At 72.2% G+C, this 21,363-nt stretch carries 18 protein-coding genes; 9 read left to right on the top strand and 9 right to left on the bottom strand.

Translation table 11 applies throughout. From position 1 onward, the window contains the following. Positions 1-132 precede the first annotated feature (132 nt). Entirely contained in the window at positions 133-1,005 is an 873-nt protein-coding gene (locus AB0A94_RS31040) for a hypothetical protein (protein ID WP_361749289.1), read from the top strand. Here AB0A94_RS31040 and AB0A94_RS31035 read toward each other — a convergent pair. Next, positions 986-1,630 (bottom strand): hypothetical protein, encoded by a 645-nt coding sequence (locus AB0A94_RS31035; RefSeq protein ID WP_361749288.1) that lies wholly within the window; start codon positions 1,628-1,630, stop codon positions 986-988. The genes AB0A94_RS31040 and AB0A94_RS31035 overlap by 20 nt on opposite strands. A 125-nt stretch (positions 1,631-1,755) precedes the next feature. On the opposite strand from AB0A94_RS31035, the gene AB0A94_RS31030 reads away from it, so the two are divergent. Both AB0A94_RS31030 and AB0A94_RS31025 read left to right on the top strand, forming a co-directional pair. Then, positions 1,756-2,529 carry an IclR family transcriptional regulator gene (locus AB0A94_RS31030; protein WP_361749287.1) on the top strand — a complete coding sequence of 258 codons (774 nt, stop codon included), beginning with the start codon at positions 1,756-1,758 and terminating at the stop codon, positions 2,527-2,529. Beyond that, entirely contained in the window at positions 2,526-3,380 is an 855-nt protein-coding gene (locus tag AB0A94_RS31025) for an SMP-30/gluconolactonase/LRE family protein (protein WP_361749286.1), read from the top strand. Before AB0A94_RS31030 ends, AB0A94_RS31025 begins: the two co-directional genes overlap by 4 nt. Before the next feature lie 141 nt (positions 3,381-3,521). Here AB0A94_RS31025 and AB0A94_RS31020 read toward each other — a convergent pair whose 3' ends face one another. The 7 genes from AB0A94_RS31020 to AB0A94_RS30990 all read right to left on the bottom strand — a co-directional run bounded on the left by AB0A94_RS31020 (position 3,522) and on the right by AB0A94_RS30990 (position 11,283). Continuing rightward, entirely contained in the window at positions 3,522-4,388 is an 867-nt protein-coding gene (locus AB0A94_RS31020; RefSeq protein ID WP_361749285.1) for a hypothetical protein, read from the bottom strand. A 471-nt stretch (positions 4,389-4,859) separates the two neighbouring features. Further along, complete coding sequence (locus AB0A94_RS31015; protein WP_361749284.1) at positions 4,860-5,102, bottom strand: DUF6411 family protein; 243 nt, start codon at positions 5,100-5,102, stop codon at positions 4,860-4,862. Positions 5,103-5,635: 533 nt separating this feature from the next. Next, the gene (locus AB0A94_RS31010) at positions 5,636-7,042 is read right to left on the bottom strand and encodes an FAD-dependent monooxygenase (protein ID WP_361749283.1); all 1,407 of its coding nucleotides are present in this window, start codon (positions 7,040-7,042) and stop codon (positions 5,636-5,638) included. After that, on the bottom strand, positions 7,032-8,246 hold the full coding sequence (locus tag AB0A94_RS31005; RefSeq protein WP_361749281.1) for an MAB_1171c family putative transporter: 1,215 nt from the start codon (positions 8,244-8,246) through the stop codon (positions 7,032-7,034). The genes AB0A94_RS31010 and AB0A94_RS31005 overlap by 11 nt, the downstream gene beginning before the upstream one ends. A 31-nt stretch (positions 8,247-8,277) precedes the next feature. After that, a complete protein-coding gene (locus AB0A94_RS31000) occupies positions 8,278-9,462 on the bottom strand; it encodes an MAB_1171c family putative transporter (protein WP_361749280.1) in 1,185 nt (394 codons plus the stop codon). Continuing rightward, complete coding sequence (locus AB0A94_RS30995) at positions 9,459-9,965, bottom strand: toxin (protein WP_361749279.1); 507 nt, start codon at positions 9,963-9,965, stop codon at positions 9,459-9,461. The genes AB0A94_RS31000 and AB0A94_RS30995 overlap by 4 nt, the downstream gene beginning before the upstream one ends. A 91-nt stretch (positions 9,966-10,056) precedes the next feature. Continuing rightward, positions 10,057-11,283, bottom strand: a complete 1,227-nt coding sequence (locus AB0A94_RS30990) for a DUF6545 domain-containing protein (RefSeq protein ID WP_361749278.1) — start codon at positions 11,281-11,283, stop codon at positions 10,057-10,059. 282 nt (positions 11,284-11,565) lie between these two features. Here AB0A94_RS30990 and AB0A94_RS30985 point away from each other — a divergent pair, with 282 nt between their 5' ends. From AB0A94_RS30985 to AB0A94_RS30965, 5 genes are all read left to right on the top strand, one after another. After that, complete coding sequence (locus tag AB0A94_RS30985; RefSeq protein ID WP_361749277.1) at positions 11,566-12,924, top strand: extracellular solute-binding protein; 1,359 nt, start codon at positions 11,566-11,568, stop codon at positions 12,922-12,924. After that, complete coding sequence (locus AB0A94_RS30980) at positions 12,921-13,862, top strand: sugar ABC transporter permease (protein WP_361749276.1); 942 nt, start codon at positions 12,921-12,923, stop codon at positions 13,860-13,862. The genes AB0A94_RS30985 and AB0A94_RS30980 overlap by 4 nt, the downstream gene beginning before the upstream one ends. Next, the gene (locus AB0A94_RS30975) at positions 13,859-14,722 is read left to right on the top strand and encodes a carbohydrate ABC transporter permease (RefSeq protein WP_361749275.1); all 864 of its coding nucleotides are present in this window, start codon (positions 13,859-13,861) and stop codon (positions 14,720-14,722) included. The genes AB0A94_RS30980 and AB0A94_RS30975 overlap by 4 nt, the downstream gene beginning before the upstream one ends. 21 nt (positions 14,723-14,743) lie before the next feature. Next, complete coding sequence (locus tag AB0A94_RS30970) at positions 14,744-15,712, top strand: arabinan endo-1,5-alpha-L-arabinosidase (RefSeq protein ID WP_361749273.1); 969 nt, start codon at positions 14,744-14,746, stop codon at positions 15,710-15,712. A gap of 94 nt (positions 15,713-15,806) precedes the next feature. Next, the gene (locus AB0A94_RS30965; protein WP_361749272.1) at positions 15,807-17,312 is read left to right on the top strand and encodes an alpha-N-arabinofuranosidase; all 1,506 of its coding nucleotides are present in this window, start codon (positions 15,807-15,809) and stop codon (positions 17,310-17,312) included. 45 nt (positions 17,313-17,357) lie between these two features. On the opposite strand, the gene AB0A94_RS30960 is transcribed toward AB0A94_RS30965, so the two are convergent. Further along, on the bottom strand, positions 17,358-20,198 hold the full coding sequence (locus tag AB0A94_RS30960) for a beta-galactosidase (RefSeq protein ID WP_361749271.1): 2,841 nt from the start codon (positions 20,196-20,198) through the stop codon (positions 17,358-17,360). 335 nt (positions 20,199-20,533) lie between these two features. Between AB0A94_RS30960 and AB0A94_RS30955 the strand changes: the two genes are divergently transcribed. Then, positions 20,534-21,187, top strand: coding sequence for a DUF4360 domain-containing protein (locus AB0A94_RS30955; protein WP_361749270.1), 654 nt, complete (start codon positions 20,534-20,536; stop codon positions 21,185-21,187). Positions 21,188-21,363: the final 176 nt, after the last annotated feature.

Raw genomic sequence — 21,363 nt, 5'->3', positions numbered from 1 at the left:
CCTCCGGACCGCCTCCGGACCGCCTCCTGACCGCCTCCGGTACGTCGCCTGGCCGGCGAACGGCCTGTCGCGGCCCCGCCCCGGTTGCTAGCCTGCCCGTCGATCAACCGTTCGTACGAGGAGGGAGCCGCCGTGCCCCGTATCGCGCTCGTGACCTGCCGGCCCGGCCCCGAGGTGGCCGAGGACCGGGATCTGCCGGGGCTGGTGCGGGCGCTGGAGGAGGCCGGGGCCGAGGCGTCCGCCGAGGCGTGGGACGACGACGGGGTGGACTGGTCCGGCTTCGACCTCGCCGTGATCCGCTCCACCTGGGACTACAGCTGGCGGGCGGCGGAGTTCACCGCGTGGGCCGAGCGGTGCGGCACGGTGACCCGGCTGGCCAATCCGGCGGACGTGGTGCGCTGGAACACCGACAAGCGGTACCTCGGGGAACTCGCCGCCGCCGGGGTGCCCGTGGTGGACACCCGGTACCTGGCACCCGGGGACGCCCTCGACCTCCCCGACGGCCACGAGTACGTGGTCAAGCCGACCTCCGGCGCCGGCGCCCGGTTCGCCGCCCGCTACACGCCCGACGAGCACGACACGGCCGTACGGCACCTGCGGCGCATGCACGCCGAGGGGTTCACCGCGATGGTGCAGCCCTACGTGCGCGGCATCGACACCACCGGCGAGCGGGCGCTGCAGTACTTCGGGGGGAGCCTGCTGCACGCCAGCCGCAAGGGGCCCGTCCTCGCCCCCGGCACGCCCTACGACCAGCGCAAGGTGGCCCACCCCGGGCTGACCGACTGGACCCCGACCCTCGAGGAGGCCGCCATCGCCAGAAAGGCGTTGGCCTCCGTACCGGGCCGGCCCGAGCTGCTGTACGCGCGCGTCGACCTCGTGGACGGGGAGGACGGCCGGCCCCGCGTGATGGAGCTGGAGCTGGTCGAGCCGAACCTGTTCCTGTGGCTGCACCCGGAGTCGGTGCCGCGCGTGGTGGAGGGGATCCTCAAGGCCGCGGTCCGCTGACCGCCGTACGCTGCAGCAGTCCCCAGGTGAACTCCGCGACCACCTCGTGCCGTACGCCGGTCGCGTCCGGGGCCGTGAAGGCGAGACCCCAGCGGGTGGGGGCCGTGCCCTCCAGCGGGCGGGCGGGGGCGAAGGCGCGGGCCGCCTCGTCCACCGTGCAGGACCAGGGCGTGAGGTCCTCCACCGTGCGCAGGACGGGCGGTTCGGCGTCCGGCGCGCGGACCAGCCACTCGTTCCACACCGCGCCACCGGCCGCCGGGGTCAGCACCTCGAAGCGCAGGTCGGGCCAGAGCGGGACCGGCCACCGCCACGCCTCGCACTCCAGGTCGCCGACCCTGCGCGGGGTCCGGGACTCAGGCTCGCCGAGCACCGAGCGGATGGGGGTCCCCCCACGCCGTTCTGGGCAGTGGGGGAGGGAGAGGGCCGGGCGGGAGCGCGGCGAGCGGGCCATCGCCTGCCAGCGCCTGTTGGCCTCGCGCAGCTCCGCGGGGGAGACGCCCAGTGCGCGCCGCGCGTCCTCCACCGGGCCGGGGTTGTGGTCGGCCATGCGGCGCAGCAGCACGAGCTGGAAGTCGAGCGGGGTGAACGGGGCGGTGGGGGGGTGTCCGGTGGGCACGGGATCCATCGTCGCGCATCGTCCCATTGCCCAGGGTCGTCTCATATCGCTAGCCTGTGTGTTCGTCATTCCGATCGCCTGTTGAAATCTCGAACGATCGCAGGCGCCTGAGACACATAGGGAGGGGGCCGGTCGTGGGACGCCTCGTACCAGCCGTTACCCGGGCTCTCGACATTCTCGAGCTCTTCCTCGACGGGGACGGGACGCTCTCCGCCCCCGACATCGTGCGCAGGCTCCAGCTGCCGCGCACCACCGTCCACGAGCTGGTGACCACGCTCGCCGCCCGGAAGTACATCGTCCCGGTGGCGGGCCAGCCCGGACGCTACCGGCTCGGCGTACGCCCGTACCAGCTCGGCGCCCGCTACGCCGAGCACCTCGACCTCGCCGCCGAGGGCCAGCAGGTCGCCCGGTCGGTCGCCGAGACCTGCGACGAGACGGTGCACGTGGCGATCCTGGAGGACACCGACGTCATCTACATCGCCAAGGTGGACTCCACCCACGCGGTGCGGATGGTGTCGGCGGCCGGCCGCCGACTGCCCGCCCACTGCACCTCCGTCGGCAAGATGCTGCTGGCCTCCCTCCCCGAGCACGAACTCGCCGCGCGCGTCCCCGACGACGCCGAGCTGTCCGCGATGACACCCAACAGCATCACCGACGTGGCCGCCCTGCGCGAGACCCTCGCGGAGATCCGGGCCCGGGGCGTCGCCGTGGAGAGCCGCGAGTCCAACCCGGACGTCTCCTGTGTCGCCGCCCCGGTGCGCGACCGCACGGGGCAGGTGGTCGCCGCGCTGTCCATCTCCGTACCGATGATCCGCTGGAGCGACGAGCGGCTCGGCGAGCTGGAGCAGCTCGCCGCGAAGGGCGCCGCCGAACTGTCCGAGCGACTGGGCTACCGGAGCGTGGCATGACGAACACCTACGACGTCGCCGTCCGTGCGGAGGCGGCCCTGGGCGAGGGCCCCACCTGGGACCCGGCCACCGGCCGCCTGCTGTGGATCGACATCCTCGGCTCCCGCGTCCACACCTACGACCCGGCGACCGGCCGGCGCACGGTCCGCCGCACCGAGCAGCACGTGGGCGCCGTCAAGCCCCGCGCGGGCGGCGGACTCGTCCTCAACCTGCGGGACGGCATCGGCCTGCTCGACCCCGACGGCACCTTCCGCTGGCTGCACCGCGAGGTCGTCCCCGGCCGCCGCGCCAACGACGCCGCCGTCGCCCCCGACGGCAGCCTCTTCGCGGGCACCATGCGCTACGACGAGGCGCCCTGCGGCGGCACGCTGTCCCGTGTCACCGGGGACGGCACGGTCAAGGTCCTCCTCGACGACGTGGCGGTGAGCAACGGCATCGGCTGGAGCCCCGACGGCCGGCTGATGTACTACATCGACTCGCCGACCCGCCGCATCGACGTCTTCGACGTCGGCGAGGCGGACGGCAGGATCGCGAACCGTCGTTCGCTGGCTGCGATCGAGGACGGGGCCGGCTTCCCGGACGGGCTGTGCGTGGACGCGGACGGCTGCGTGTGGGTGGCCCTGTGGGACGGGGGTGCGGTGCGCCGCTACACCCCGTCCGGGGAGCTGGACCGGGTGATTCCCCTTCCCGTCCCCCTCGTCACGGCCTGTGCCTTCGGCGGCCCCGACCTGACGGACCTCTACATCACCACGGCCCGGGTGGGCCTGACGGCTCCGCACCCTCTGGCGGGCTCGCTGCTGGTGGTGCCGGGGGCGGGCAAGGGGGTGCCCCAGCCGCCGTTCGCGGGCTGATTCCGATGCGCCCCCGCCGGCCCTTCCCGTTCCCATCCCCGTTCCCCGGGGGTCTGGGTTCGGGGCGGGAAGGGCCGACGGGGGCGAGAACCCTTCGGCTCACACCCCCGTACGGTCGAGTACCGACCGGGCCTGCGCCGCTCAGCTCTGCTGCCGGCTGCCCTGGAGGGTCTCGTCGGTCATGTCGGTGACCTGGCCGGCCGACGGGGCTTCGGCGTCGACCTCGGTCCCGAAGTCCGAGAACTCCATCACCGTGTTCATCTTCAGCTGTTGCGGCGAGGCGCTGCCCTCCGGCTGGGCGGAGGCCGGGGCCTTGACGGTCATGTCGATCTGCTGGCGGCGCAGCCGCCCCTCGTCGTCGAGCCAGACCTGCATCGGCAGCGTCGGGCCGAGCTGCTTGCTCATCCGGTCGCCGCCCGGCAGCTTGGAGACGTCCACGGAGACCTTGTAGTGCGTGGTGTCGACTCCGCCGACCTTCTCGGTGCCGACCTTGGTGACGTCCTTGTCCGTGATCGCCTTGGCGTAGGCGGCGGTCTGGGCCGGGTCACCGATCTGCTGGTTGCCCAGGCCCTGCTGCGCGGCGACCTTCTCCAGGTCGATCTTGATCCAGGGCTTGCCGCCCGGGGCCTTCTGGCCAGGAATCTTCTGGTAGAGGACCTGGTCGACCACGCGTTGCTCGATCGTCTCGTCCTGCGCGGTGGTGGTCATGACGCTGTCGCCCTCGGCCAGGTCGAGGACGCCCTTGCCCTCGGAGGTGATCGTCTTGCCCTCCGCGGCGAGATTCACCTTGATCGTCATCCGCGCGGACTCGGCCTCGGCCGTCTTGTCGTAGGCGGCCCGCACCTCCGTCGTGCCCTGCTCCTGGGCGTCGGCGCTTCTGCTCGCGCTCGGCGACGTGCCGTCCTCCTCGGCCTTCGAGCCGCTGCCGTCACCACAACCCGACAGGACAACGCTCCCCATCACCGCGGCGACCACGATCGCGGCGGCCTTCGTCCCCCTGTGACCCATGCGAATCCCCATCTCCTCAACGAGTGCCGGCCGCCGTCACATCACGTCGGCCTGCTGGGCCGAATGCCCCGAATGAAGGCCAACACACCTATTTGCGGGGCGAGTTGAGGATGAGCGGCGACTTCGGTCGAGTCGGAAGGCGGAACAGGGGAAGGCGGCACCGAGCCCGACGAATGCCGAAGGGCGTGTCGGGCGCTGTACTGCCCGACACGCCCTTGGCGTGGTCTCCCTGCCTTCGCCTTCCTTCCTCGGCAGGGAGGCGGAGACGGCCGCGAAGAACACCGTTCCGCCGACTCACCGTTGATTCTTCCTGCGCAACGCGAGAACGGCCATCAGAACCACGACCGCGCCGATGACGGTGAGGAGGAGCCAGGCGGGTAGGAATTCGCCGCCCTTGTGAGCGATGGTGCGCAGGGCACCGGCCGAGTGCGTGCTTCTCCCGGAGATGCTCACCATGGGCCACGGCGCCGGTCAGAACGGCATGCGACCACGGGCTCGCCGGCCGGCCGACCCGCTGCGGCCGACAGCCTTGGAACTGCTGCGAAACGGCTTGCTGAGCGCTCGGCCGAGGAATCCGGGGGCCTTCCCGCCGGCCCGTGACCCGACGCCGAGCGTGCGCTGAGTGCCGCGTTGCGGATGGTGGGACAGGCGCGGCACGAGGAAAGCCAGAAGGGCGAGGACGACACACACTGCGACAATCCCGACGATCATCATGATGGGACTCCTGAACGTGAGGGGTGTCTGTCGGTTGCCCCGAGGACACGGGGCCATGCGTGCGATACCGCGCGGCGCGAGGCCGTGCCCCACCCGGTGCGAGACTCACCGCTGAGGTCGAGGGAGAGCAGTCCGTCGAGGTCGGTTCCGGTTGACGCGGTCGCCTTCGGCGTAGAGGCGGGAGCTCTTCTCCCGGCCAGAAGGGGTGGGGCCGGCGAAGACACTCGCGCAGGGTCCGATCCGGAGTGACGCGGCCGCCACCGAGCTCCCCGGCTCGGATCCCGCATGCGGGTCCACCATCTCGCCGCCGTCCGGATGCCTCTTCACGGCCGTTGCCTCTCCTCGTTCGAGCGCGTCCTCCACCGCTCCCGCAGCCACACCGCTGACAGTGCCGGCAGCGGTACCGCAGCCGGCCATGGCGAGAGGGGCGAGGCAGGGCCTTCCCGCGGCCGTCGCCGTGGTCGAAGTACCCGCGGTGCAGGCGGCCCCGGGGGACGGGGACGGGAAGGGCCGGCGGGTGAAAACCCTCCGGCTCACACCCCCGTACGGTCGAGCCCCCGCAGGACCTCACGCTCACCCGGCGTCAGCGGGGGCTCGGTCGACGGAGGGAGCGGGGAACCGGCGAGAGCCGCCAGCGCCGCGCCGGGACGGAACATCCGCGTCGGCGGCGTACGCAGACTGGTGACGTCCCAGACCGCCGAGGCCGCCGGGTAGGAGCCCGTGGCCGCCTTCATCATGCGGCGTGTGTACGCCGTCACCATCCGGTCGCCGACACCCGGCGGCCTCCCGCCCCGTACGTCCGGGTACAGCACGTCCTGTCCGACCGCCATCGACCACGCCGCGTCCGCCGCCCGCGCGGCGCCCCGCACCACCCGCCGGGCCAGACCCGGCGCGCCGAGGTCCCCGCCCCGCTCCAGCTCCCGCCCGAGGACCCGCGCACCGAACGCGGCCACCGACATCCCGTGCCCGTACGCCGGGTTGAACGTGGCCAGCGCGTCCCCGAGGACCACGAGCCCCTCCGGCCACCGCGGCATCCGCTCCAGGTACCGCCGCACGTTGCTGGTCGACCGGCTCAGGTGCACGTCCGTGAGCGGCTCCGCGCCGGAGATCAGCCGCCCCACGATCGGATCCGGCAGATCGAGCGTGTACCGCAGGAACCCCTCCGGATCCGCCGGCGGCTCACCACCCCGCGAACCGCCGCAGCTCACCAGCCAGCGGCCCCCCTCGATCGGCATCACCATCGCGCTCCGCGCCGGCCGGGACACATACGGGTTGGCCTGCACGATCGTCAGCGGGAACCGTTCCGCGCCGTCCGGCACCCGGTAGACGCGCGACGCGTTGACCAGCCCGGAGTCCACCGTCCGTTCCTCCACGCCGGTCAGTCCGAGCCCGTCGAGCCAGCCGGTGACCCGTGTCCCGCGTCCGCTCGCGTCGACGACCAGGTCCGCCTCGAGGTCGGTGTCCCCGCCGGGCGCCGCGATCCGCACCCCGCGCACCCGCCCCGCGGAGCCCGTCAGCCCCACCACCGCCGCCTTGCGGACCTCCACCGGCACCCGTTCCCGTACCGCCGTGCGCACCGCCCAGTCCACCAGCGCCCGGCTGCACGTCACCATCACCGGCCCCTCGCGGCGCCACCGCCGCAGCCAGCCCTCGGACGTGAGCGCGAGCATGCCCGAGTTGAGCGGGATCTCGTGCGCCCCGGCGGCGAGCAGCCGCCCCCGCAGTCCCGCGCCCGGCAGCAGCTCCTCCATGGCGTCCAGGCCGCCCGCCATCAGCAGGTGCGCGTGCCGGCCCTGCGGCAGCCCCTTGCGGTGCTCCGGGCCGTCCGGCAGTTCGTCGCGGTCCAGGACGATCACCTCGTCCGCTCCCGCGCGGGACAGCACCGCCGCGGCCAGCATGCCGGCCAGGCCGGCACCGATGACGACAGCTCTACGCGACATGGGGCTCCTCGGGTTCGGTCACGGCTTCGGTCGTGGCGGGCGGCGCCGCGCCGTCGGGCGCGGCGGTCGCGGAGGGAGGGCGGTGCAGCGCCTGTGCCAGCTCCACCAGCCCGTCGGTGCCGGAGACCTCGGTGGCGTGCAGTCGGTACGTACCGGCGGTCTCGGGCGGGTCCTCGCGGGCGGCGGCCCGGCGCGCCGCGTCGGCGAGCATGGCCGCCTCGGCCGCCAGCCGCGCCTCGTGGGGGGAGCGGCCCGCGCGCAGGGCGGTGTCCCGGGTCCGTTCGCGGAGCCGGTGGTCGAAGTAGGGCGCCAGCGCGAGCAGCGCGTCGTGGATCGACACCTCGCGCCACTGCAGCCGCGCCTGCGGCAGCTGCCACCAGGCGGCCTGCGGCTTGGGCGCGGTCGCCACCGTCCCCACCAGCGACCACAGCGGGCCCAGCCGCCGGTAGTCGCCGAGCCCCCGCCACTGCGCGCGGACGGACGGCAGCAGCCGCGGCAGCACGAACCCGGCCGAACACAGCAGCGCGGCCAGCGAGGCCATCGGCGGGGCGACCGAGGTGGACAGGAAGTCCAGGTCGTGCCCCGACCAACGGGCCACCACCGCCGTGTACTTGGTCAGCTGGAACCCCACCACGTCCAGCAGCGCCCCCACCAGGATCAGCCGCAGCCCGGTCCGCAGCAGCCCGCCGACCTCGCGCCCCCACTTGACGCAGACGACGCACATCACCAGCATCGCCGCGCTGTGCCCGACCAGGTACAGCAGGATCATCTCCCGCATGAACGGGGTGTTGGCGTAGTACGTGTCGAGGTCGGTCAGCCGCTCGGTGTCCGCGTCGGCGAGCGCGAACAGGACGACGATGGCGACCACCAGCGCACCGTAGGCGGCCACGCTGCGCAGCACCATGCGCCGCACCCGCTCCCGCGACCCGCCCCGCCAGTTGATCAGCAGCACCAGCACCGCGCAGCTGTACGCGGAGAGCATCCCGTAGGTCAGCGGGGCCCCGAAGTTGGGGACGCCGGTGAGGGAGTTGACGGCGGCCAGGGTGGCCGGTGCGGCGCACACGAAGACCAGGGCGCCCAGGATGATCGCGGCGCAGGTGGACAGGGTGAGCGGGTTGCGCGGGGCCGCCGTGCGCGGGCGGCGGAACAGCAGCACGGACGTCATCCCGAACACGAAGGCCGCCAGGTAGACGACGAGACTCATACCGGCCGGCTCCTCCCGTCCGGGGCCCGGTTCACGCGGTCCCCGCCGTGGTCGTGCCGCTCGGCACCGAGGCGGCCGCCGGCGCCGGGGCCGCACCGGCCAGCGCGTCGGCGATCCGGGCCAGGGCGGCCGGGTCCGGCACCCGGTCCGGGAGCCGGCCGCCGCCGTCGCGCGGCGGGACCGGGCGCCCCGGTTCCGCCTCGGCGCGCACCGCGGCGGTGATCACCGCCGCCCACGCGGCGGCCTCCGCGCGCTCCGCGTCCCCCGTCGCCGCCAGCGCGCCGGCGCGGGTCCGGTCGTACAGCTCCCGGTCGAGGTAGGCGTCCAGGTGGCTCAGCGCGTTGTGGATGCTGGTCTGCCGCCACACCAGCCGCGTCGTGGGGGAGGCGAGCCCGGGCCGGGGCAGCCGCAGCGTCCGGCGGGTGAGGAGGTCGTCCAGCGCTCGCTCCAGCGGTTCCAGCCGGGCGTACGTCCGCCGTGCCCGCCGCCACTCGGTGGCGCGGGGCGCCGCCAGCGGCACCAGCACCCCGACGACCGTCAGCAGGGCGCCGAGCCCGGCGGCGGCCGGGGAGACGGTGGTGCCGAGCTTCGACCAGTCCCGCCCGGACCAGCGGGCGCCCACCGCGACCAGCTTGGCCACGCTGTACCCGGCCCCGCACAGCGAACCGGTGCCGAGCAGCGTCAGCCCCGCCCGCAGTCCGCCCCGCACCCGGCGCGCCCAGCGCAGCGAGGACACGGCGGTGACGGTCACCGCGGTGAGGTGCGCGAGCAGGTACAGCACGATCATCTGGGCGATGAACGGCGTCGTCGCGTAGTAGGTGTCCAGGTCGGTACGGCGCTCCACGGGCGCCTCGCCGAGCGTGAACGTCACCGTGATGCCGAGGACGACGACGGTGTAGGCGAGCAGCCAGCGGCGGGCGGTGCGGCGCACCCGGGGACCGCCGCGCCAGTGCACGACGAGGAGCTGGGACGCGGCGCAGTACCCGGTGATCACCACGTAGGTGACCGGCGCCGCGAGGTTCGGCACGTCGCCGATCCGGTTGACGGCGCCGACCGTCGGCGGCGCCCCCAGGAAGAAGCACAGGCCCGCGAGGCCCAGCACCGCGCAGATCGTCCGCAGGTACGGGTCGCGCCGGTGCCGCAGCAGATCGGGGGCCTTCACCAGCAGGCCGAGCCACAGCACCCCGCAGCTGACGTAGTTGATCAGGCCGCTCATCTCCTGGTCCCGCGGTAGTTGAGTGCGGCCCCGATGCGTCCGGCGAGGTCCTGCGGGTCGCCGCCCTCCGCGGCGTACACCGAGTCGGTGGAGGCGTCCAGCCAGGTGCGCAGCCGGCGGCCCATCAGCATGCCGAAGCGGTCCGCCTCCTGCTCCTCCGCCAGGCTGAAGTCGGTGCGCGCGGCGACCGGTCCGGGCCGCTCACCGGCCTCCTCCCGGCGGCGGTTCATGTGCCACACCTCGTGGCAGAGGATCACGATCTGGTGCCACACGGCGGCCCGCTCGTCCACCACCACGTCGTCGTGGCCCTCGCGCTCCAGCCACAGTCCGCTCGCCGTGTGCGGGGGGAACGCCGCCCGGTGGACGACCACGTCACGTCCCCGCCAGGCGCTGACGGAGGCGACCAGCGCCTCGAACAGGACCTCGGGGTCCGCCGGGACCGCCACCCGGATGGGGTCGATGAGGGCGTCAGCGAGGCGACGCATCTCCTTCCTGGTACGCACCGCTGTCTCCCTGTTCCCCTGGGTGTCGCCCGGTCACCTGTGCAATATGCCAAGTCGGGTGCCGTCCCGGCCAGTTCCGGAGGTGAAGCGGTCACTCGGTGACCGCCGCGATGTCCCCGGGTGCCACGGCGAGCGCGCGGACCTCCCGGATCACGTCGGGCCGGCGCAGGGCGCGCGAGACGGCCCCGATCTCGCGGAGCAGCTCGGTGGTGTCGAGTTCGTGACCGCGGCGCGTACCGGCCCCGGCCTCGACGGCGTCGAGGACCACCACGGCCGCGGCGAGGGCCCGCGCCCGCTCCGGCGGGAGACCCAGGCCGAGGGCGGCGGCGTACGACCGTTCGCGCAGCCGCTCGTCGGTGTGGCGGGCCAGCGGCAGCAGGACGTCCCGGATGAACGTCTCGCGGCGGGTCAGGCGCAGTTCGGGCCCGGCGCGCAGCACGAGCGGCAGGCCGCAGCCGTGCACGGACCGCATCAGCAGGTACAGGGGCCGCAGCCGGTGGTGGGCCAGGCGCAGCCGCCAGCGCTCGTGGAGGTACTGGCCGGCGTGCGGCAGGATGAAGCCGACCGCGATCGACACCGCCGCCAGACACGCCAGCGCCGGGGCCACGTCCAGACTGAGCCAGTCCAGGTCGTTGCCGGTCCAGCGCGCGCCCACGGCGGTGAGTTTGGCGGCGTCGAAGGCCAGGTTCAGCGCGTATCCGACGCCCAGGAACTTCAGTCCCCAGCGCAGCCAGGCGTCGAGTCCGTCGGCGCGGATCCAGTTCCAGATCAGCTTCGAGGTGATGAGCGCGGCGGTGGTGTGCGCGACGAGGTACAGCAGGATCTCCTCGCGCATGAACGGCGTCGTCGCGTAGTAGGTGTCCAGGTCCCGGGTGCGCTCCACGGGCACGTCGGCGAGGGCGAACAGCACCCACAGCGCGACGATCACGGCCCCGTACGCGCGGAGCACCCGGCGGGTGGCGCGGCGGGTGGAGGGGGAGTGCTCGGCCGGCCCGTCGCGCCAGGCGATGATCAGCACCAGGCAGGAGCCGCAGAAGGCGGTCAGCAGCGAGTACACCCAGGGCGCCGAGATGTTCGGCACGCCGGTGACCCGGTTGACCCACACGATGGTCGACGGGGCGACGAACACGAACACCGCGCAGGCGAGCAGCAGCAGCCCGCCGACCGCGCGCAGCAGCGGGTCCGTCCACAGCCGGATGATGGTCGGCAGTTTGATCGCCAGGGCGGTGGCGAGGACGGCGGCCGGGATCCACCAGAAGGACGTGTAGAACGTGCTGAGGAACGAGGCCGGACCCACGGCCGCGTCCGCGAACCCCATCCCGTCCCCTCGCTCCCGTTCACCGCTGAACCCAAGGCCGTTCGAGCCTACGCGGCCGAACGTGCCCGCGTCATGCGAAGGACGTCCGCGAAGTCATGCGAGGGACGTCCGCGGAGTCATGCGAGGGAGGTCCGCGGAGTCATGCGAGGGACGTCCACGGAAAGTCCCGCTGTGAGTTCTTGTCCGGGTCATTGACGCGCCGGTCCATCCCCCTTACGGTCCGTTCGAAGTTACGGGCGTCATTCGATATTTCGAACGATCCATGAACGGATGGGGCAGGGCATGGGACGACCTGGCCTGAATCGCAGGCAACTGCTCGCCGGACTAGGCGGGTTGACCGTCGCCGGAAGCTTCGGCTTCGCGGCGCTCGGGACCGGGGCCGACGCGCTCGCCTCCGGGGCGGACACCCGGGTGCGCTACTGGAACCTCTTCAGCGGCGGCGACGGATACAACATGATCGCGATGCTGGACTCCTTCCGCGAGGACCACCCCGGCATCGAGGTGAAGGACTCCACCCTCCAGTGGGGCAGCCCCTTCTACACCAAGCTCGCCATGGCGGCCGCGGGCAACCGCGCACCCGACCTCGGCGTCATGCACCTGGGCCGCGTCACCGGCTTCTCACCCGGCCGCCTCCTGGACCCCTGGGACGTCGGCCTGCTCGCCAAGTACGGCGTGAAGGAAACCGACTTCAACCCCGAGCTGTGGAAGCGCGCCGTCGTCGACGGCAGGCTCTACGCCCTCCCGCTCGACATCCACGTCCAGCTCTGCTTCTACCGCAAGGACGTGCTGAAGAAGGCGGGCCTGCTCGGCGCCGACGGCCGCATCGTGCCCGTGACCTCGGTCGACGCATGGTTCGACGTGCTCAAGGAGGCCAAGGGGGCCGCCGGGAAGGGCCTGCAGACCATCGGCATGTGGTCCGCCGACCAGAACTTCCAGTGGTGGTTCTTCGTCGCCTTCTACACCCAGCTCGGCGGCACCTGGTTCGACGACGCCAACACCGAGGTCACCTTCGACACCGACAAGGCCACCCAGGTCCTGGAGTTCCTGCGCCGGCACGTCACCGACGGGTACGCGAACCCGGACTTCGCGGGCGGCGCGGGCGCCGAACAGTTCGTCAACGGCGGCCCCTTCGTCTGGGAGGGCAACTGGTCGGTGCCGGTCTTCGACAGCGCGAAGATCGACTACGGTGCGACCCCGCTGCCGCCCGTCTTCGGCAGGCAGGCCACCCACGCCGAGTCGCACGCCTTCGTCCTGCCGCACCAGTCCGACCGCGGCGGCGCCGCCAACGAGGGCGCGCACCGGCTCGCCGCCTACATCGTCCAGCACGCCCGGCAGTGGGCCGCCGGCGGACACATCCCCGCCCACACGCCCACCCTGTCCACGGCCGCCTACCAGAAGCTCGACCCGCAGAGCGAGTACGTCTCCGCGATGGACCACCAGGCCACCGAGCCGAAGGTGTGGTTCGCCGGCTCCACCGGCATCCTCGCCCAGCGCGTCGGCCCCGTCGTGGTCTCCTCGACGATGGGCTCCGCCAAGCCGGACGCCGCCGCCCGCAGCATGAAGAGCACGCTCGCCCAACTGCTCGCCTCGAAGAACCCCATGGACGGCCACACCGCCGCGCAGGGAGGTGCGGTCGCATGACGACGACCGGCGCAGAGACCGTCATCGCGCCCGCGCGCGTGCGGACCGCCGCGGACAGCGCCACCGTCCGCCGCAAGCAGGGCTTCCAGCACGGCGGCTGGTTCGTCGCCCCGTTCCTCGCGCTGTTCGCGCTCTTCGTGATCTGGCCGCTGCTGCGCGGCGTCTACCTCAGCTTCACCGACGCCAACATCTCCGGCGACGCCGCGGACTTCATCGGCCTGGACAACTACCGCGAGGCCCTCGACGACCCGCTGGTGTGGGAATCGCTCGGCAACAGCGCGTACTTCACGCTCCTCGTCGTGCCCTGCATCACGGTCCTCGCCTTCCTCCTCGCGATGCTCGCCCACCACATCGAGCGCGCCAAGTGGCTGTGGCGGCTGTGCTTCTTCGCCCCGTTCCTGCTGCCGTCGACCGTCGCCGCCAACCTGTGGCAGTGGCTGTTCAACCCCGGCACCGGCATGGTCAACCACGTCTTCGGCATCGAGACGCCGTGGCTGAACGACAAGTCGTACGCGATGCTCGCCGTCGTCATCTGCACCCTGTGGTGGACGGTCGGCTTCAGCTTCCTGCTCTACCTCGCGGCCCTCCAGGGCATCCCCGGACACCTCTACGAGGCCGCCAAGCTGGACGGCGCGAACGCCTGGCACCGGATGGTCCACATCACCCTGCCGATGCTGCGCAACATCACCGGCCTGGTCATCGCCCTGCAGATCCTCGCCTCGCTCCAGGTCTTCGACCAGGCCGTCGTGATGATGGACTTCCTGCCCGGTCCGGAGGGATCCACCAGGACGTTCGTGCAGTACACCCTCGAAGAGGGCTTCACCAGCTACCGCGTGGGCTACGCCTCCGCCATCTCCATCATCTTCTTCGTGATCATCGCGGCCATCGCCCTCGCCCGGATGTGGCTGCTGCGCAACCGTGAGGAGGGCGGCCGATGACCACCGCCGCACAGCAGACACGGGTCGAGCCCCGGCGCACCTGGACCCCCAGCCAGATCGTCCTCACCCTCCTCGGCACCGCCGTCTCCGTCGTCTTCCTCGCCCCGCTCGCCTGGGCCCTGTTCACCTCGTGGAAGTCGGAGACCGAGGCCGTCGAGGTACCGACGCACTGGCTGCCGGAGGAGTGGACCGGCCAGGCGTGGACGGCCATCTTCGAGACCGGCAACATCACCAACTGGTTCGTGAACTCCCTGGTGGTGTCCGTCTGCGTGACGACGATCGTGCTGGTGGTCAGCGCCCTCGCCGGATACGGCTTCGCCCGCACCGAGTTCCGCGGCAAGAACGTCCTGATGGGTGTCGTCATGGCCGGCCTCATGGTCTCCCCGGCCGTGCTCGGCGTCCCCCTGTTCACCACCGTCCAGCAGATGGGCATGGTCGACACCTACTGGGGCATGATCCTGCCGCAGTGCGCGCCCGCCGCGATGGTCTACATCCTCTACAAGTTCTTCCAGGGCATCCCGCGCGAACTGGAGGAGGCCGCCTTCATCGACGGTGCCGGCCGCTGGCGCGTCTTCTTCACCATCATCGTGCCGCTGTCCCGCCCCTCCCTCGCGGCGGTCGGCATCTTCACCTTCATCAGCTCCTGGAACAACTTCCTGTGGCCCTACATGGTCACCAACAACCCCGACCTGATGACCATGCCGAACGGCATCGCGACCGTCATGAACTCCTACGGCATCCAGTGGGCCCAGCTCATGGCCGGCGGCCTCATGGCGGGCCTGCCGCTGATCATCGTCTTCGTCTTCTTCCAGCGCCAGATCGTGGCGGGCGTCGCCCACACCGGTCTGGCCGGCCAGTGATCCCGCCGAGGGGAGCCTGATGTGAAGCGCCTGAGACTCGTCACCCTCCTGGCCGCCGCGGCCGTGGCCCTGCCGCCGACCACCGCCCGGGCGGACGTGACGTACCCCGACCCCCAGCCGGTCACCGGCCAGCAGATCATCCACGACCCGACCGTGCTGCGCCTCGAGTCCGGCGGCTACGTGGCCTATTCGACGGGCGGCGTCATCGGCGCCCGCACCTCGAAGGACCGCGTCCACTGGACGGACGCGGGCAACGCCTTCGCCGAACCCCCCACCTGGTGGTACGAGTACAACGACACCGGCGACCCCTGGGCCCCCGACCTCTCCCACCGCGACGGCCGCTACTGGCTGTACTACGCCGTCTCCTCCTGGGGCACCAACCACTCCGCGATCGGCGTCGCCACCTCCCGCACGGGCCTGCCCGGCACCTGGACCGACCACGGCAAGGTCTTCACCTCGGAGACCACCGACCACTGGAACGCCATCGACCCGGCCGTCACCCGGGCCGACGGCCGCCTGTGGATGACGTTCGGCTCGTACTGGACCGGCATCCGCATGGTCGAACTGGACCCGGCGACGGGCAAGGCGGTCGAGGACGCCCCGGTCCACCACCTGGCCACCCGCCCCGACGAGCCGTACGCGGTCGAGGGCCCGGAGATCGTCAAGCACGGCCGCCACTACTACCTGTTCGCGTCGTACGACGCGTGCTGCTCGGGCGTGAACTCGACGTACAGGATCAAGGTGGGCCGCTCGACGTCGATCACCGGCCCGTACGTCGACAGCGAGGGCACCCCGATGCTGGAAGGCGGCGGCGACCTCCTGCTGGCCGGCCACGGCAGGTACGTGGGCACGGGCGGCCAGTCGGTCTTCAAGGACAAGGGCCGGGACGTCCTGGCCTACCACTATTACGACGCCGAGGACGACGGCACGCCCAAGCTGGGGCTCAACACCCTGAACTGGAGGAAAAACGGCTGGCCGGTCATCCGTTAGGGGTGCGGGGCCGTGTCGACGTGCGGCTCCGCCGCGTGTGCGCGACCAGCCCCCACCGACCCGCAGACGAAACCGAACCCCCGAAAGGAAGAAATTGCGCACCGCCCGCTTCACCCTGGACCCCGCCTTCACCGTAGGTGAAGTGAACCCCCGCCTCTTCGGCTCGTTCGTGGAACACCTCGGCCGCTGCGTGTACACCGGCATCTTCGAGCCCGACCACCCCACCGCGGACGCGGAGGGCCTCCGCCAGGACGTCCTGGACCTCGTCCGGGAGCTCGGCGTCACCGCCATCCGCTATCCCGGCGGCAACTTCGTCTCGGGCTACAAGTGGGAGGACTCCGTCGGCCCGGTGGAGGACCGCCCCCGCCGCCTCGACCTCGCCTGGCGCTCGACCGAGACCAACCGCTTCGGCCTCTCCGAGTACATCGCCTTCCTGAAGAAGATCGGCCCCCAGGCCGAGCCCATGATGGCCGTCAACCTCGGCACCCGGGGCGTCGCCGAGGCCCTGGAGCTCCAGGAGTACGCCAACCACCCCTCCGGAACCGCCCTGTCGGACCTGCGCGTCGAGCACGGCGACAAGGACCCGTTCGGCATCCGCATGTGGTGCCTCGGCAACGAGATGGACGGCCCCTGGCAGACCGGCCACAAGACCGCCGAGGAGTACGGCCGGATCGCCGCCGAGACCGCCCGCGCCATGCGCCAGATCGACCCCGGTGTCGAGCTCGTCGCCTGCGGCTCCTCCGGCCAGTCCATGGAGACCTTCGCCGAGTGGGAGGCGACGGTCCTCAAGGAGACGTACGACCTGGTCGACTACATCTCCCTGCACGCCTACTACGAGCCGCTCGACGGAGACGTCGACTCCTTCCTCGCCTCCGCCGTCGACATGGAGTCCTTCATCGAGAACGTGGTCGCCACCTGCGACCACGTCGGCGCCCGCCTCAAGTCCAAGAAGAAGATCGACCTCTCCTTCGACGAGTGGAACGTCTGGTACCTGTCCCGGACCGAGGCCCAGGTCAGCGCCCTGGACTGGCCCGAGGCCCCCCGCCTGCTCGAGGACAACTACAGCGTCACCGACGCCGTCGTCTTCGGTTCGCTCCTCATCGCCCTGCTGCGGCACGCGGACCGCGTCACCGTGGCCTGTCTCGCCCAGCTCGTCAACGTGATCGCCCCGATCATGACCGAGCCCGGCGGCCCGGCCTGGCGGCAGACGACGTTCTTCCCGTTCGCCCAGGCCTCGCGGTACGGCCGCGGCGAGGTGCTCGACGTCCGCGTGGACTCACCGACGTACGAGACGAAGAAGTACGGCGAGGCCGACCTGCTGCACGCCACCGCCGTGCGCGCCGAGGACGGCACGGTCACCGTCTTCGCCGTCAACCGCAGCCGCACCGGGTCCCTGCCGCTGGACGTCGCGCTCAACGGACTCGACCTCACCTCGGTCGTCGAGCACAGCGCCCTCGCGGACGCCGACCCCGACGCCCGCAACACCCTCGCCGAGCCCGAGCGGGTCACCCCGCACCCGGTCGACGGCACGACCCTGGCCGACGGCCGGCTCTCCGCCGTGCTGGAGCCGCTGTCCTGGAACGTGATCCGGCTGGCGTGATCCGGCCGGCGTGAACCGTCCGGTGTGATGTGCCCGGCGGTGGGCTCACCTCCCCGGTGAGTCCACCGCCTTCACCGGGATCCCGCCCTGTGCCGCGCCCAGCAGCGTCAGCCGCACATCACGCGGGCCCGAGGGTGTGGTCCCGTCGGACAGTACCGCCAGGGCCAGTGTGTTGGTCCCCCGTGTGCGCAGGATCCCGTTCGGCAGGACGAAGGTGTGCTGCGGGCCCACATCGTTGATGTACTGGCCCATGTTCCAGCCGTTGAGGAAGATCTGGACCCGGTAGGCGCGCTCCGGGTCGTCGTCGAGCGTGAGCCCGATCGAGGCGTCCACGTCGGCGGGCACGTTCAGCCGGAACCCCGTCCGGTACCAGGCCACCCCCTGCCGCCGCTCCGCCCGCGGGAACTCCACGGCCCGCCACTCCCGGTCGTCGAACCCGGGCAGGTGCCAGCCCTCCCGCTCCCCGTACAGCCCGCCGTTGTTCAGCGGCCCGCGCACCCGGTCCGGCGCCGTGGCGCCCTGGATCCGCCACTCCACGTCCCGGGACGCGCCCCCGAACCCGGCCGACACGAGCCCGCGCGCGGCCTTGTGCGGGTCCCGCGCCCGCGCGTCCCCGTCGTGCTGCATCGGCCGTACGAGCACGGACAGCACGTGCGGGCCCCGCTCGCGCCGCTTCTTCGGCACGCCGAAGGAGGCCGTCGCCGTCCACGTGCCCCGCCGGGCCGTGTCCCCGTCCGGCACCGGCATGCGGTGCGTGCCCAGCGGGCGGCCGTCCAGCCAGGCCATCAGCAGTCCCTGCGTACCGGTGCGGTAGGACAGCGACACGGACTCGACGCCCCGCGTGTCCTCGAACCGTCCCCGGTACCAGACGTCGCCGTGGTGGAAGCCGTAGTCGTCCGCGAAGAGGACGGGACCGCCCTCGGGCACGGGCGTCGTACTGTGCGACGAGGTGAGGTCGGCGGACGGCCACGCCGAGTCGTCGAAACCGGCCTCGGACTCCGGGTTCTCCGCCCGTCGGCGCCAGCCCTCCAGCGCGGGCAGCCGCACTTCGGGCACGCCCGGCATCAGCCCCTCCATCAGCAGGCTCCCGGCCCGGCTGACCTGGGTGGGCACCGGCCGTCCGTTCCAGGTCACGGCGGTGATCCCGCGCGGTGTCCACACCTCCAGGCCGGTCTCGCCGACGAGGTCGCCGACGAGGTGGGCGGTGGAGCCGCGCAGGGTGACCGAGCGCAGCAGCGCCGGGCCGTAGACCAGCATCGGGCCGGACGGGGTCTCGTACGGCCACAGGCGCAGCGCGGTCGCGTCGTCGGCGAACAGCAGCACCATGGGCGTCTCGGAGTCCCCGCCCTCGAGCAGCACCCGGCTCAGTCCGCCCACGCCCAGCGGCACCACGATGTTCAGCCTGCCCCGGTCGTAGGACCACCCGGGCTCGTCGTCCAGCCGGTAGGTGAGCGGCTCGCTGTCGCAGTCCAGCGCGACCTGCGCCGTCTCACCGCTGCGGCCCGTGAACAGGGCGATGTCCTGCCGTCCGACGGTCGTGCTCAGCATGGGCTGCGCGGTGGTGTACGCCAGTTTCCGCCGGCCCAGTTCCAGCCCGGTGGTGAGCAGCTTGGCGTCCCGCGCGCCGACGGTGACCGGTACGTCGATGCCGGTGCCGGGCAGCATCGAGGCGACCGGTTCCGCGGAGTCGTTGTGCAGGACGTACACCTGGGCGCCGGTGTCGGGGTTGGCCAGGTGGCGCACCTTCAGCCGGTCGTCCTCGGCCCGTACCTCCTTCGCCGGGTCCAGCCGGGCGAGGTCGGGCACGGTCCGCAGCAGGTGGCCGAGCTGCTGGAGCGCGGCCAGCTTCGGCGTCGGCCGGCGGCCTTCGCTGATCGCCGCCCCGTAGTCGTACGAGGTGTAGACGCCCGGCGCGGGCAGCCAGCCCCACGAGGTCCCGCCGAACGCCACGCGGACGTTGTGCACGGTGACGCCGTCGGCGAGGCTCGTGAGGTGGTCGCGCCGCTGGTGGGCCGCGTCGTGCGTCCGCCGCACCTCCGCGTACCCCTTGCCGCCGGAGGTGGCCCCGCCCCACGGGTCGGCCGCCCCGCCGGCCGCCCCGGCCAGGACCCCGGGCGTCCGCCGGCCGTTCCCGCGGACGCCGAAACGCCCGTCCGCGTGGAACAGCGGTACGTCGATGCGGTCGGCGCGCGCCCGGTCGTACAGGTGGGTCAGGTAGGCCCGCCCGGCCGGATCGTCGGCGGGGACCTCGAACCCCTCCTCGAACTGGTACAGCAGCACGGTGCCGCCGCCCGCGGTGAACAGGTGCCGGACGGCGATGCGGTTGACGGCGCTCAGCCACTCGTCGACGTGCCGCAGGTACTCCGGGTCGGCGGTGCGGGCGCGGCCCCCGGTGGCCGTCAGCCACCCGGGGAAGCCGCCGGCGTCGAGATCGGCGGAACCGAGGTACGGGCCGGGACGGAGGATGACGTACAGCCGCTCCTCGGCGGCCGTGCTCAGGAAGAGGTCCAGGTCCCGCACCCCGGTGAAGTCGTACGTACCGGGTGCGGGGGAGTGGTGGTTCCACGGCACGGGGACGCTGACCGCGTTGCACCCGTGGGCGCGCAGCTTCTGCAGCACGTCCCGCCACAGGGACGGGCTGGGCAGCCGGAAGGGGTGCATTTCCCCGGACCACAGCACCAGGCGCCGGCCGTCGACCAGCAGCGAGTACCGGTCGTGGCCGATCCGGTGCCGTTTGCCGTCCGCGCTCGGGGGAGGGGGCGGCGGGCCCGTCGGGACGCTGCGCGGCCCGTGCGCGCCGGTCGCCGCCCCGCCGCTGCCGGCCAGCGCGAGACCGAGCGCCGCCGTACCGGCCAGGGCGGTGAAGGTACGCCTGCTGAGCTCCAAGGGAGCGCCTCCTGTAGTACTGCCACACGGGGTGCCGGTGGGCCATTGTCCACGAACCGGTGCCCTTGCGTTCACACGAGGGTTCCGTTACGGCCGGTTCCTCCCTTTTCGGTGGGGTGGAAGTGAATGGCCGGAGTTCACCCTGTCCGCCGGTCGCGGGGCTCCATACGATGCGAGCGCTCCCGGCCTTCACCGCACTTCCACGCCTCCTTCACGGGGGCCGGGGGTGCATGTGCGTGCATATTTGGCATGTACATGACGTTTCAACGGCCCATAGCAGCAACGATCCGAAACGGCAAGGCGAGACATCACCCCCCACCGAAGGACGGAGAACCATGGCTGGTGGACTGCTCATGGGCGCGGCGGCGGCCGCGCTCCTCACCGCCGCGTTACCCGCGCACGACCCGTCGACCGGGTTCGAGGACCCGCCGCCGGACAAGATCGTCATCAAGGTCGCCACGGTGAACGGTTCCGGTTGCCCCCAGGGCACCGCCGCGGTCGCCGTCTCCGCGGACAACACCGCGTTCACCGTGACGTACAGCGACTACCTCGCCCAGGCCGGCGGGGACTCCGACCCCACGGCCTTCCGCAAGAACTGCCAGCTCAGCCTGCTGGTGCACGTCCCCCAGGGCTTCACCTACGCCATCGCCAGCGCCGACTACCGGGGCTTCGCCTCGCTCCAGCCCGGCGCGAAGGGCACGCAGCGGGCGTCGTACTACTTCCAGGGCTCCCCGAACACCGAGTACCGCAGCCACCCCTTCGCGGGCCCCTACGACGACAACTGGCAGGCCACGGACGAGACCGACTGGGCCCAGCTGGTCTACGCGCCCTGCGGGGTCCAGCGCAACTTCAACATCAACACGGAGCTGCGGGTGAGCGCGGGCACCACGTCACCCGACGACGTCAGCTTCATGACGATGGACTCCACGGACGGGGACATCAGCACGGTGTACCACCTGGCGTGGAAGGAGTGCCCGGAGAAGTCGTGACCCGGTGACCCGACCGGTGCGGCCCGCACGACCCGGATGGGCGTGCGGGCCGCACCTCGGTGTCACCGCCGACTGAAAGGTCACCGTCGGGGCCACTCGCTTCTTCGTCAGTGTCGTGCTTCCGCGAGCCGAGTAAAGGGCGCTGCGTTGCGCTGCGCTCCACTCCGCGTCGCCTT

The organism is Streptomyces sp. NPDC044984 (assembly GCF_040646935.1).
In the GTDB taxonomy this organism is placed as follows: Bacteria; Actinomycetota; Actinomycetes; order Streptomycetales; family Streptomycetaceae; genus Streptomyces.
Note: the sequence above shows the minus strand (reverse complement) of the source record. Positions and strands in the feature narration are given on the sequence as shown.